The 12,890-nt window shown below is 65.0% G+C and carries 9 protein-coding genes; 2 read left to right on the top strand and 7 right to left on the bottom strand.

The annotated features are described in order from the left end of the window. Positions 1-285: 285 nt before the first annotated feature. Positions 286-3,318 (top strand): serum resistance autotransporter BrkA, encoded by a 3,033-nt coding sequence (gene brkA / locus EL288_RS19420; RefSeq protein WP_033459310.1) that lies wholly within the window; start codon positions 286-288, stop codon positions 3,316-3,318. Between the two features lie 101 nt (positions 3,319-3,419). Here the strand turns inward: brkA and groL are convergent, their stop codons facing one another. The 3 genes from groL to EL288_RS19405 all read right to left on the bottom strand — a co-directional run bounded on the left by groL (position 3,420) and on the right by EL288_RS19405 (position 6,651). Continuing rightward, positions 3,420-5,063, bottom strand: a complete 1,644-nt coding sequence (groL, locus tag EL288_RS19415; RefSeq protein WP_003808619.1) for a chaperonin GroEL — start codon at positions 5,061-5,063, stop codon at positions 3,420-3,422. Between the two features lie 32 nt (positions 5,064-5,095). Beyond that, entirely contained in the window at positions 5,096-5,383 is a 288-nt protein-coding gene (groES, locus tag EL288_RS19410) for a co-chaperone GroES (RefSeq protein WP_003808621.1), read from the bottom strand. A gap of 284 nt (positions 5,384-5,667) precedes the next feature. Next, positions 5,668-6,651 (bottom strand): helix-turn-helix transcriptional regulator, encoded by a 984-nt coding sequence (locus EL288_RS19405; protein ID WP_033446540.1) that lies wholly within the window; start codon positions 6,649-6,651, stop codon positions 5,668-5,670. 265 nt (positions 6,652-6,916) lie between these two features. On the opposite strand from EL288_RS19405, the gene EL288_RS19400 reads away from it, so the two are divergent. After that, positions 6,917-8,893 (top strand): alkyl/aryl-sulfatase, encoded by a 1,977-nt coding sequence (locus EL288_RS19400; protein ID WP_003808624.1) that lies wholly within the window; start codon positions 6,917-6,919, stop codon positions 8,891-8,893. A 220-nt stretch (positions 8,894-9,113) separates the two neighbouring features. Here the strand turns inward: EL288_RS19400 and EL288_RS19395 are convergent, their stop codons facing one another. From EL288_RS19395 to EL288_RS19380, 4 genes are read right to left on the bottom strand one after another with little or no spacing between them, the layout of a single operon-like run. Then, positions 9,114-9,743, bottom strand: a complete 630-nt coding sequence (locus EL288_RS19395; protein WP_010926000.1) for a DUF4286 family protein — start codon at positions 9,741-9,743, stop codon at positions 9,114-9,116. Continuing rightward, the gene (locus tag EL288_RS19390; protein WP_003808629.1) at positions 9,740-10,441 is read right to left on the bottom strand and encodes a maleate cis-trans isomerase family protein; all 702 of its coding nucleotides are present in this window, start codon (positions 10,439-10,441) and stop codon (positions 9,740-9,742) included. The genes EL288_RS19395 and EL288_RS19390 overlap by 4 nt, the downstream gene beginning before the upstream one ends. A gap of 48 nt (positions 10,442-10,489) precedes the next feature. After that, complete coding sequence (locus EL288_RS19385; protein ID WP_003808631.1) at positions 10,490-11,125, bottom strand: DUF4286 family protein; 636 nt, start codon at positions 11,123-11,125, stop codon at positions 10,490-10,492. A gap of 43 nt (positions 11,126-11,168) precedes the next feature. Next, complete coding sequence (locus tag EL288_RS19380) at positions 11,169-12,878, bottom strand: FAD-dependent oxidoreductase (protein WP_033446960.1); 1,710 nt, start codon at positions 12,876-12,878, stop codon at positions 11,169-11,171. Between the last annotated feature and the right edge of the window lie 12 nt (positions 12,879-12,890).

The following is a 12,890-nucleotide window of genomic DNA, read 5'->3' as shown; positions in this document are numbered from 1 at the left end:
GGACAGCTTGGTGGCGGAAGTATCGACCGTGGCCGGCCGCGGTTCGAGGAGGTCTTCCGGACTTCATGACGTCGTGCGCAATTCTCATAGGAAAGCACGGCTATTCAGGAAAGCTCTTGTTGGGCCTCGGACTTCATCCGGCATTCATTATGACGTGGGCTTTGGATACTGCGCAAATCCCCGCATGGCTCGTGCCTGATCCCGCCGGGACGCGGTCGTTTCCTTCGCGTCACCGGCGTCGTACGGCAGGCGGGTCGGTTTGTTCAACTTCTCTTTTGGTGGCACATGTATCTCGATAGATTCCGTCAATGTCCGTCTTCCTTGCAGATCCCGCGTTCCGCGTGGCGCCTGCATGCGCTGGCCGCAGCCCTGGCGCTGGCCGGCATGGCCCGGCTGGCGCCCGCGGCGGCGCAGGCGCCGCAGCCGCCCGTGGCCGGCGCGCCGCATGCGCAGGACGCCGGGCAGGAAGGAGAGTTCGACCACCGGGACAACACGCTCATTGCAGTCTTTGACGACGGCGTCGGCATCAATCTCGACGACGATCCCGACGAGCTCGGCGAGACGGCGCCCCCCACGCTCAAGGACATCCACATCTCGGTGGAGCACAAGAACCCGATGAGCAAGCCGGCCATCGGGGTGCGTGTCAGCGGCGCCGGCCGCGCGCTGACGCTGGCCGGTTCGACCATCGATGCCACCGAGGGCGGCATTCCCGCAGTGGTACGGCGCGGCGGCACGCTGGAGCTGGATGGCGTCACCGTGGCGGGCGGGGCAGGGATGGAGCCGATGACGGTCTCTGACGCCGGCAGCCGCCTGAGCGTGCGCGGCGGCGTGCTGGGCGGCGAAGCGCCGGGCGTCGGCCTGGTCCGGGCCGCGCAAGGCGGCCAGGCGAGCATCATCGACGCGACGCTGCAGAGCATCCTCGGGCCCGCGCTCATTGCCGACGGCGGCTCCATTTCCGTCGCCGGCGGTTCGATCGACATGGACATGGGCCCGGGATTCCCGCCGCCGCCTCCACCGCTTCCCGGGGCGCCGCTGGCCGCGCATCCGCCGCTCGATCGCGTTGCCGCGGTGCACGCCGGCCAGGACGGCAAGGTGACGCTGCGGGAGGTGGCGCTGCGGGCTCACGGGCCGCAGGCGACGGGCGTCTATGCGTATATGCCTGGCAGCGAAATCACCCTGCAGGGAGGCACAGTCAGCGTGCAGGGCGATGACGGGGCCGGCGTGGTCGCCGGCGCGGGCCTGCTCGACGCCTTGCCGCCCGGCGGCACGGTGCGGCTGGACGGAACCACGGTGTCGACCGACGGCGCCAACACCGATGCCGTGCTGGTTCGCGGCGACGCGGCGCGCGCCGAGGTCGTCAACACCGTGCTGCGCACCGCCAAGAGCCTGGCCGCCGGCGTATCGGCCCAGCATGGAGGCCGCGTCACGCTGCGGCAGACCCGCATCGAGACCGCGGGCGCGGGGGCCGAGGGCATCTCCGTGCTGGGCTTCGAGCCGCAGTCCGGCTCCGGCCCGGCCAGCGTCGACATGCAGGGCGGCAGCATCACCACGACCGGCAACCGCGCCGCCGGCATCGCGCTCACCCACGGCAGCGCCCGCCTGGAAGGCGTGGCGGTGCGCGCCGAGGGCAGCGGCTCGAGCGCCGCGCAGCTGGCCAACGGCACGCTGGTCGTCAGCGCAGGGTCGCTGGCCTCGGCCCAGTCCGGCGCGATCAGCGTGACCGACACGCCGCTGAAGCTGATGCCGGGCGCCCTGGCCAGCAGCACGGTCTCGGTCCGGTTGACCGACGGCGCCACGGCGCAAGGCGGCAATGGCGTGTTCCTCCAGCAGCATTCCACCATTCCGGTGGCGGTTGCCCTCGAGAGCGGCGCCCTGGCTCGCGGCGATATCGTCGCCGACGGCAACAAGCCCGTCGATGCCGGGATCTCCCTCAGCGTGGCCAGCGGCGCCGCCTGGCACGGCGCCACCCAGGTGCTCCAGTCGGCCACGCTGGGCAAGGGCGGAACCTGGGTCGTGAACGCCGACTCCCGGGTGCAGGACATGTCGATGCGCGGCGGGCGGGTCGAATTCCAGGCGCCCGCGCCCGAGGCCTCTTACAAGACCCTGACCCTGCAAACCCTGGACGGCAACGGCGTGTTCGTGCTGAACACCAACGTCGCCGCCGGGCAGAACGACCAGTTGCGGGTCACCGGCCGCGCCGATGGCCAGCACCGCGTGCTGGTGCGCAATGCCGGAGGCGAGGCCGACAGCCGGGGCGCCCGCCTGGGCCTGGTGCATACCCAGGGGCAGGGCAACGCCACCTTCCGGCTGGCCAACGTCGGCGAGGCGGTTGACCTGGGCACGTGGCGCTACAGCCTGGCGGAGGATCCGAAGACGCATGTCTGGAGCTTGCAGCGCGCGGGCCAGGCCCTGTCGGGGGCGGCCAATGCCGCCGTGAACGCGGCGGATCTTTCCAGCATCGCCCTGGCCGAGTCCAACGCGCTGGACAAGCGCCTGGGCGAGCTGCGCCTGCGCACCGACGCCGGCGGGCCATGGGCGCGTACGTTCAGCGAGCGCCAGCAGATCAGCAACCGCCACGCCCGCGCCTACGACCAGACGGTCAGCGGGCTGGAGATCGGCCTGGACCGTGGCTGGAGCGCGTCGGGCGGGCGCTGGTACGCCGGCGGCCTGCTCGGCTACACCTATGCCGACCGCACCTATCCCGGCGACGGTGGCGGCAAGGTCAAGGGCCTGCACGTCGGCGGCTACGCCGCCTATGTCGGCGATGGCGGCTACTATCTCGACACCGTGCTGCGGCTGGGCCGCTACGATCAGCAATACAACATTGCCGGCACCGATGGCGGCCGCGTCACCGCCGACTACCGCACAAGCGGCGCCGCATGGTCGCTCGAAGGCGGGCGCCGGTTCGAGCTGCCCAACGACTGGTTCGCCGAACCGCAGGCCGAGGTCATGCTGTGGCGCACGTCAGGCAAGCGCTATCGCGCCAGCAATGGCCTGCGCGTCAAGGTGGACGCCAACACCGCCACGCTGGGCCGCCTGGGCTTGCGCTTCGGCCGCCGCATCGCCCTGGCCGGCGGCAACATCGTGCAGCCCTACGCCAGGCTCGGCTGGACGCAGGAGTTCAAAAGCACGGGCGATGTGCGCACCAATGGCATTGGCCATGCCGGCGCAGGCCGCCACGGCCGCGTGGAACTGGGCGCGGGCGTCGACGCCGCGTTGGGCAAGGGGCACAACCTCTATGCTTCGTACGAGTACGCGGCGGGCGACCGGATCAACATTCCGTGGTCGTTCCACGCCGGCTACCGCTACAGCTTCTGAGCGAGCTCCCATGAAAAACCCCGCCAGGCGAACCTGGTGGGGTTTTTTTTCGGGAAGGCCGCCGCGGCAAGCCGCGGCGGTTTCGGCCGGGAAGGCGGGACTTAGAAGTCCATGCCGCCCATGCCGCCCATGCCGCCGGGCATTGCCGGAGCAGCAGCGGGCTTGTCTTCCATCAGCTCGACCACGGCGGCTTCGGCCGTCAGCAGCAGGCTGGCCACCGAAGCGGCGTTCTGCAGCGCGGTGCGGGTGACCTTGGTCGGGTCCAGCACGCCTTGCTCGACCAGGTCGCCGTACTCGCCGGTCGCGGCGTTGTAGCCGTAGTTGCCCTTGCCGTTGAGCACGGTGTTGACCACCACGCTGGCTTCGTCGCCGGCGTTGGTGACGATGGTGCGCAGGGGCTCTTCGACAGCGCGCAGGATCAGCTTGATGCCGGCGTTCTGGTCAGCCGTGTCGCCCTTCAGGCCAGTGATGGCCTGCTTGGCGCGCAGCAGCGCAACGCCACCGCCAGGAACCACGCCTTCTTCCACCGCGGCACGCGTGGCGTGCAGGGCGTCTTCGACGCGAGCCTTCTTTTCCTTCATTTCGACTTCGGTGGCAGCACCGACGCGAATCACGGCAACGCCGCCGGCCAGCTTGGCCACGCGCTCTTGCAGCTTCTCGCGGTCGTAGTCCGAGGTGGCTTCCTCGATCTGGGCGCGGATCTGCTTGACGCGCGCTTCGATCGACTTGCCGTCGCCGGCGCCGTCGATGATCGTGGTGTTTTCCTTGGCCACTTCGATGCGCTTGGCCTGGCCCAGATCCTGCAGCGTGGCCTTTTCCAGCGACATGCCGGTTTCTTCGGAGATCACCGTGCCGCCCGTCAGGATGGCGATGTCTTCCAGCATGGCCTTGCGACGGTCGCCGAAGCCCGGGGCCTTGACGGCGGTGGTCTTCAGGATGCCGCGGATGTTGTTCACGACCAGGGTGGCCAGCGCTTCGCCTTCGACGTCTTCGGCGATGATCAGCAGCGGACGGCTCGACTTGGCGACTTGCTCCAGCACGGGCAGCAGGTCACGGATGTTGCTGACCTTCTTGTCGTAGATCAGGACATACGGATCGTCCAGCGCGGCGACTTGCTTTTCCGGGCTGTTGATGAAGTAGGGCGACAGGTAGCCGCGGTCGAATTGCATGCCTTCGACGACATCCAGTTCGTTTTCCAGCGACTTGCCGTCTTCGACGGTGATCACGCCTTCCTTGCCGACCTTGTCCATCGCGTCAGCGATGATCTGGCCGATCGAGGCATCGCTGTTGGCCGAGATCGAGCCAACCTGGGCGATTTCCTTGCTGGTGGTGACCGGCTTGGACAGCTTCTTCAGCTCTTCCACGGCGGCGGCCACGGCCTTGTCGATGCCGCGCTTGAGGTCGATCGGGTTGAAGCCGGCGGCGACGTACTTCAGGCCTTCCTGAACGACGGCCTGGGCCAGCACGGTGGCGGTGGTGGTGCCGTCACCGGCGTTGTCGGAGGTCTTGGAGGCAACGTCCTTGACCAGCTGGGCGCCGATGTTCTCGAACTTGTCCTTCAGTTCGATTTCCTTGGCGACGGACACGCCGTCCTTGGTCACCGTCGGGGCGCCGAACGAGCGCTCCAGCACGACGTTGCGACCCTTGGGGCCCAGGGTGGTCTTGACGGCGTTGGCGAGGACGTTCACGCCGCGCACGATGCGCACGCGGGCTTCGTCGGCAAACAGAACTTGCTTGGCAGCCATTGTTAGCTTCCTTAGAGAATTCGGTTACGCAATTACTGGATCACGGCGAGGATTTCGTCCTCGCGGATGACGAGCAGCTCTTCGCCATCGACCTTGACGGTCTGGCCGGCGTACTTGCCGAACAGGACCTTGTCGCCAGCCTTCAGGTCGACCGGCAGGATCTTGCCGTCTTCGGTCTTCTTGCCGGGGCCGACGGCCACGACTTCACCTTGATCCGGCTTTTCGGCGGCGCTGTCGGGAATGACGATGCCCGAGGCAGTCTTGCGCTCGTTGTCCAGGCGTTTGACGATCACGCGATCGTGCAGGGGACGCAGGGCCATGAGGAACTCCTGTTTCTAAAGAAAAGAAGAAAAATGATCGGTATTTGGCGCGGGGAGCCTGTTGTTAGCACTCACCGGCGACGAGTGCTAATTATAGGGATGCTTCCGCAGGGTTCAAGGGGGGAGGACGCACTTGTTACATATTGGGGCGGCCGGCGCGCGGGGCGAGGCTCACTGAGTCCGGACGTCGTGCACTGAAGTTTGAACTGCCTCTCTATGCGGATGCTGGCATTGTCGCGGCTTGCCGGGCGACTTCGTGGAGGTGGTTGCTCCGACCTTGCCGCTCAGGCATGGGCCCGAGGCCGTTTAAGCGTGTCGCGAGGCAATTCCCCAAAAATCGTGCGGTAGTACTGGGAAAAGCGGGACATATGCTGGAACCCCCAGCGCGCAGCAATTTCCGCCACCGGGCATGCTTCGTCGCAAGTCAGCAAGTCGCGCAGCGCGCCATTCAACCTCGCTGTCATGAACCAGCGACCTGGCGTCATATGGGTGGTGCGCCGGAATATCAATTCCAACGCGCGCAAGCTGTAGCCACTGCGCCTGGCGACTTCTCCCAGCGTAATACGGGCGTCGGCGCCAGAGAGCACAAGTTGTTCGCAAGCGCTGATCAATTGGCAGGCGCGTTTTTCAGCCGATTGTTTTTGCGATCGCCCGGTGGCAGGCTCCGCGTCGGCCAGGGCATCCACATAGCCGACGAGCAAGCCCTGGTATACCTCGGCGGCCAGGCACGGAGCCATGCCTCCAGTGTCTTGCAGGCGGTGCGCCAAATTCATGGCGTCATCGGCCAGTCGGACCAACTCGCTTCTGGCGCCCGGACGTAACCGTACGGAATAGCTGACATGGCGCGACATGCTCAGCGGCCGGCCCGTCCGTGCCAAGGCGACGGACTGCAGGCGTCCTTCCGGCACGATGAATGTCACCCATCGCGAATGTCCATGGGCCTGGTACAGAAGTTCCGCCCGGCAGGGATAGATCTGGACCTCGTCCTCGCCAACCGATGCCGTGTTCAAGCTGGTGAGGTCTCCGCCCTCCGCCATGAGCCCGATGCACAGGGCGTTGGCCGGCATGGCGCCTCGGGCTATTACGGGAAGGTTGTACATACCCGTTTCCAGCCGGATATCGCCCAAGGCCAGGTGACGATGGGCCATTCTGCCCGGTTGGGACGATAACAAGCGATGCTCGAAGCTGGCGCCATGAACAACATCAAACGCCTGAGCCATCGCAGGGCCGGAATAGACTTGTTGCACATATAGAGCCTGCAACGTCACGACGAAAACTCCTTGGGAATTTCGCTTTTCGGATAAAGCCTGGCCTGGCTTCGCAAAATATGCGTACCTGGCAAGATAATATAAAACTGCGTTTGAGGTCCTGGTATCTATAAGCCCGCATTCACGCGTGTGCGCGTGGCACGTTCACAGCAATTTCTGTTAGCAGCCTACTTCGGTGGCTAAATCTTTTGTTTGTGGAGACGACACCATGAGATTCGCCTGCAGTGTGCAATATCCTCAGAACACCAGCCGCCATTGGCGCACGATGGCGTTACGCGCACATCTCGCGCCGGTGGCCTTGGCCTTGTCGACATTGGCCCTGTCGAATCCGGCATGGTCGGCGCAAGCGCCGAAGCCTGCCGAAGCTGCGACGCGAGAAGCCAACGCCGCGCTGCTGAAAGAACTGCCGTTCTCCGACAAGACATCGTTCGAGCTGGCCCACAAAGGTTTCGTCGCGCCGTTGCCAGATGCCATGATAAAAGGCGCTCAGGGGAACATGGTGTGGGATCCCACCAAGTACAACTTCATCAAGGAAGGCTCCGAGGCGCCCGCCACAGTCAACCCCAGCCTGTGGCGGCAGTCGCAGCTGCTGAATATTTCGGGCCTGTTCGAGGTGGCCGACGGCATTTATCAGGTGCGCAACCTGGACCTGTCCAATATGACGATCGTCGAGGGCAAGGAAGGGCTGACCATCATGGATCCGCTCATTTCCACCGAAACGGCCAAGGCCGCGCTGGACCTGTATTACCAGCATCGCCCCAGGAAGCCCGTGGTGGCCGTGATCTACACGCATAGCCACGTCGATCACTATGGCGGCGTGCGAGGGGTGGTGGACGAGGCCGACGTCAAGGCCGGCAAGGTGAAAATCTATGCGCCACTGGGTTTTCTTGAGCACGCGGTGGCCGAGAACGTCATGGCTGGCACGGCAATGAGCCGCCGCGCCAGCTATATGTACGGCAACCTGCTGCCGCCCAGCCCGACCGGCCAGGTCGGCGCAGGGTTGGGGACGACGACCTCGGCGGGCACGGTCACGCTGATTCCGCCTACCGACATCATCGAGAAAACCGGCGAAACCCGTACCATCGACGGCCTGACGTACGAATTTCTGTATGCACCGGGCAGCGAGGCGCCGGCCGAGATGCTGTACTACATCAAGGAAAAGAAGGCGCTGAACACGGCGGAGGACTCCACCCACACGCTGCACAACACATATTCGCTGCGTGGCGCCAAGATTCGCGATCCGCTGGCGTGGTCGAAGTATCTGAACGAAGCCCTGGCACTGTGGGGCGACGATGTGCAGGTCATGTACGCCATGCACCACTGGCCGGTGTGGGGCAACAAGGAGGTCGGCGAACAGCTCAGCCTGCAGCGCGATATGTACCGCTACATCAACGATGAGACGCTGCGCCTGGCCAACATGGGCTACAACAAGGAAGAAATCGCCGAGCAGGTCAAGCTGCCCGAGGCGATCGCCACCAAGTTCTCAAACCGAGGCTATTACGGTTCGCTGAACCATAATGTGCGCGCCACCTATGTGCTTTATCTGGGCTGGTTCAACGGCAATCCGGCCACCTTGCACACGCTGCCTATCGAAGAGGGGGCCAAGCGTTACGTGGACATGATGGGGGGCACGGACGCCCTGCTGAAGAAGGCGCGCGAATATTACGCCAAGGGGGAGTACCGCTGGGTGGCTGAGGTCGTCAACTATGCGGTATTCGCTGACCCCAAGAACCAGGCGGCGCGCGATCTTCAGGCCGATGCCCTGGAGCAGATGGGTTACCAGGCCGAAAGCGGGCCGTGGCGCAACTTCTACCTGACCGGCGCGAAGGAGCTGCGCGAGGGCGTGCAGAAACTGCCTGTACCGGATACCGCCAGCCCCGATACCGTGCGGGCCATGACGCTGGATATGTTGTTCGACTATTTCGCGGTGCGCCTGAATCGCGAAAAGACCGCGGGCAAGCACGTCGTGCTGAATCTCGACTTCACGGACACCAACCAGAAATACATCCTGGAGATGGGCAATAGTGTGCTCAACCATACCGAAGGCAAGCAGGCCAAGGACCCGGATGCCAGCCTGTCTCTGGCGCGTGAAACGTTGAACGACATCATGCTGAAGAAAACGACGCTCAAGGATGCCCTGGCCAAGGGGGACGCCAAGCTCAGCGGCGACCAGTCCAAGCTGAACGACGTGTTCGGCTCGCTCGACGACTTCGAGTTCTGGTTCAACATCGTGACGCCGTAGCTTTGAGACGGCCGGCCGTCGGGGGCCGGCCGACGCCCGCGCGGACGCCGCGCCATGGGTCATATGCTGCCGTGGCGACAGCCTTCAAACCTTGCTGGCTGTCGGACGCAAGCCCGTATCGGAGGGGCTTGTGGCGGCGTGGCTGCAATAAGGGGCCGGGTTCAAGCGCGAGGCGGTGCGGCCGTTGCGCCTGGGCGGGCAGGGGGCGGCGTTGCTGGGCTCAGCTCTCGGGATACACGCCGTGCAAGGCGCCACGCGTCCAGTATGGGGTGTACTCGTTGATCATGTCCAAGTGCCTGGCGTAGGGGCCCAGTCCAGAGGTTTTTTCCTGGTGCGAGAAGGATTCGTGGGCTTCAACCAAGGCCAGGAATCGTGGGCCGTTATCGGCGGGCTCGCGATACACGCGAAGCTGCTGAACGCCGGCCCGGTTCGAGAAAGCGCTGCGCAGCGTGCTTACCAGGTCTGCCTCGTGTTGCAGCGTCAAGCCGACGAACCTCAGCAGCAGCAGCCTTGGCGCGCGTTGCGTGATGGCCTGCCGGGGATAGACCTGCTGCGCGGCCATGCGCGACTGGCCGCGCACCCGGTTGAGCACGCGTTTGCTCCATGGGCTGAAGCGCTCGCCGGATACGTCCTGGTAGGGCTTGTCGTCCAGGACCTCGATATTCGACAGGTCATACAAGGCCAGGTAGCGCGGCCAGCCCGCCACGCACACGTATCGCAGGGCGGTCTCGAATCCTGGCAGGCCGGCCCGTTCCGGCAGGTGCTCGGTGTCGTACCAGTCGTTGAATTCCGCTTCCATGCCGGCGGGCGGTTCCATGGAGACAAGCAGCAGGGCTTTGGAGTGGGTCATGATGCGATTGCCTGGATTTGCGTTGCCATGGCCTGGATCGACGAATAGACCGGCCGGCCGAATTCGGTTTCAAGCTGGTGCAGCACGTTGAAGGTGGGCAATTGCGCACAGGCGATGAACATCGCTTCGCAATCGTCGTTCATGGTCTGCCTGGCGATATGCGAGACGGCCTGGGCGCTGATTCTGCCCAGCTCATCCACATCCTTGGCGTACAGGCTGTCGAAGGCGGCGATCTCGATGCCGGCATTTGAAATAAAGCCTTTCAGCTGGGCATTGACGGCATCCGAGTACGGGGTCACCACCGCAACCTTGCGTATGCCGTCCTGGGTCAGCACGGACGTCATGGAGCTGGCTATGGTCGCGACGGGCTTGCCGGTGTTTTCGCGCAGTTGGCGCGCCAGTTCCTGGTCGCCCACGGGGCCCAGCAGGAATCCGGCGGCCGTGCAGCCATATGCCACGACATCGATGTCGCCGGTACCCAGCTTTTCCCTGGCCAGGGCCAGCGCGTTTTCCTTGTAGGCCGGCAAGGCCGCCGCATTCAGCAGGCCTTTGTCTCGTGGGATTTTGACGACTTCAAGGCGGCAGCCGGGCAGCCAGAGCGGCAGTTCCTCTGCTACCCTGGTGTTGTTCTCTGGAATCAAGACGCCGATGCGTATGGCCGTGGGCATGATGAACCTTTGGTAGTGTGACTTGTGCACGCCTGCGCGCCGGGGGCGGCGTGCGGCGGGAAGGCAGGGGGCGCTCTTTTACTGAGCCTCGAAAACCGAAGGCACGTAGCCTCTGCGCCAATACGGGATGTAGAACGTCATCAGGTCCAGATGGTCGGCCGCCGGTCCAAGGGCGCTGGCGGTGACCGGAATCCGCGGGTCGTGCGCGCGGCATTCCACCAGCGCGATATAGTCGCCCTGCAGTGGCCCGGATCCCCTGAAAACCCTGGCCTGAAGCAGATCTTCAGACGAATCCACGATGGCCTGCAGCCCCTCGATGAGCGCTGCCTCATGGGCGCCCGGCATCTCGCGAAAACGCATCACCGCCACTTGCAGCGGCCGGCCCCGATCTCCCATCAAGGCGGGGCCGGGGTATATCTGGTCGCCGGAAAACCGGTACTGGCCATGCAGCTTGGTCAGGATGCGCTGCGCCCAGGGCGAGAAGCGGGCGCCCGGAGCGCGCGTGTACTGGGGGTGTTCAAGCGCATCGACCGAGGCAAGGTCGTACAGGGCCACATATTTGGGCCATCCTTTTACCGCGACATACCGCGACGAGCGATCGAAGCCGGGAACCGTCGACAGGCGCGGAAAGTGTTCCGTGTCGTACCACTCGTTGAACTCTTCTTCCAGGTCCCCGGGCGGGGTCATCATGGCAAGCAGCAGGGCCTTCGTCATATGTCATCCTGGTAAGGTGGTGGTCTCAAGGGCTGGCGCCGCGTCACGGTTTCGAGAGCGACTGGACGGCAAGGTAGGCGCCCACGATCGCGGGCCCCAGTGTCGATCCGCCGCCGGGGTAGAAGCCCCGAAACGGCGAGGCCTGGTCGTTGCCGCAGGCATACAGGCCGGATATGGGTTGCCCTGCGGCATTCAGGGCCTGCCCGGACGCGCTGGTCTTCAGGCCCATCGCGGTGCCTATCGTCGCGGGGTGGATCCGCAGGGCGACAAAAGGCGGCGTTTCGATAGGCGCGAGATTGGGGTTGGGCCAGGTCATATTGTGGCCGAACATTCTGTTGTAGGCCGAGGCCCCCTTGTGGAAGTCGGGGTCCTGGCCCGTGCGGGCGCTTTGGTTGTGGCGCTGCACGGCGGCGGCCAGGGCGCCTGGATCGATGCCGATCTTCGGGCCCAGCTTGTCGAGCGTGCTGGCGACGGTGATGTAGCCACGGCGAATCCAGGGGCGCAGCGAGCGGTTCCATGGCCAGGGCCGTATGAGCCCCAATCCGTGCCTGCGGACGAACTCGCGGTCGGTGATGAAGTAGAAGGGTTTTCCATCCGCCCCGCCGTTGGCGAAGATCGCGGTGACGATATCGTGGTAAGAGTTGGCCTCGTTGACAAACCGTTCCCCTTGTTCGTTGACCGCGATCACCCCGGGCCGGCCGCGATCGAGATAGCCGTAGATGACGGGAGTATCGGCGCCGTTCTTTTCGCGGCTGGCCGACGCGGGGGTCCAGAAGCCGACGCTGCTGAGCTCGCGGTCTACCGAGGCGCCCGCATCCAGCGCCGCCTGGATCCCTGTGCCCGTGCAGGCGGGGTTGCACAGGCTGAAGCGATGCGGAGTCGCCGGGCCGTAGCGCCGCAGCATTTCCTGGTTGTGCGCGAACCCGCCAGTGGCAAGCAACACGGCTTTCGACGCCCGGATACGCTTGGGCACGCCGCCGACGACCACGGTCGCGCCGATCACCCGGTCATGGTCGATCGCCAGGCTTTCAAGGTCGGCCTGGGTCAGAATCCTGCAGCCGAGTTTGTCGACACTGTAAAGAAGCCGCGCCGCCAGGGCGTTGCCCGAGCGCAGGTCGGTGCCACGGGCATACCGGATACGGTCCATCCCATACCGCAGCAGCTTGCGCAGCACGCGCATGAGGGCCCGGGGCGATGAGAACGGGCGCAGAAAGTCATGGACCTCTTCGGGGCCGAGCATCAGCCCGCCCAGGACCATCAAGCGGTGCAAGGGGGGATGCAGCAAGGAAAAATTGCGTCCCAGCTTCTTGCCGTCGAAGGGTTGCGGAAACAGCGAGCGTCCGCGTGTCGCGCCGCCCGGCAGGCTTGACCGATAGTCCGGCCAACTCGACAGGTCGAACTTCACCTCCGTATTTTCATTCAGGAAGTCGATGACCTTGCCTCCCGTGGCAAGGTAGGTGTCTATCACTTCCTCCTGGTAGAAATCGCCCAGCAGCGCCTTCAGGTATGTCCTGGCCGCCTCGAGCGTATCGCCCGCGGCCAGCCCGGCCTTGGTGCCAGGCACCCAGATGCCGCCGCCCGAGGTCGCGGTGGTGCCGCCCACATAGGCGAGTTTTTCGCAGATCAGTACGCGCAGACCTGCCTGCGCGGCAAACAGTGCGGCGGACAGGCCGCCGGCCCCGCTGCCTATCACCAGGACGTCGGTCTCGTCGTCCCAGCGTTCTGGACTGGCTTCAGATACTACGGGGCTCATCGCCGCACTCCT

This window comes from Bordetella bronchiseptica (assembly GCF_900636925.1).
GTDB lineage: Bacteria > Pseudomonadota > Gammaproteobacteria > Burkholderiales > Burkholderiaceae_B > Bordetella > Bordetella pertussis.
The sequence above is the reverse complement of the archived record's forward strand: the minus strand, read 5'-3'. Positions and strand labels throughout refer to the sequence as shown.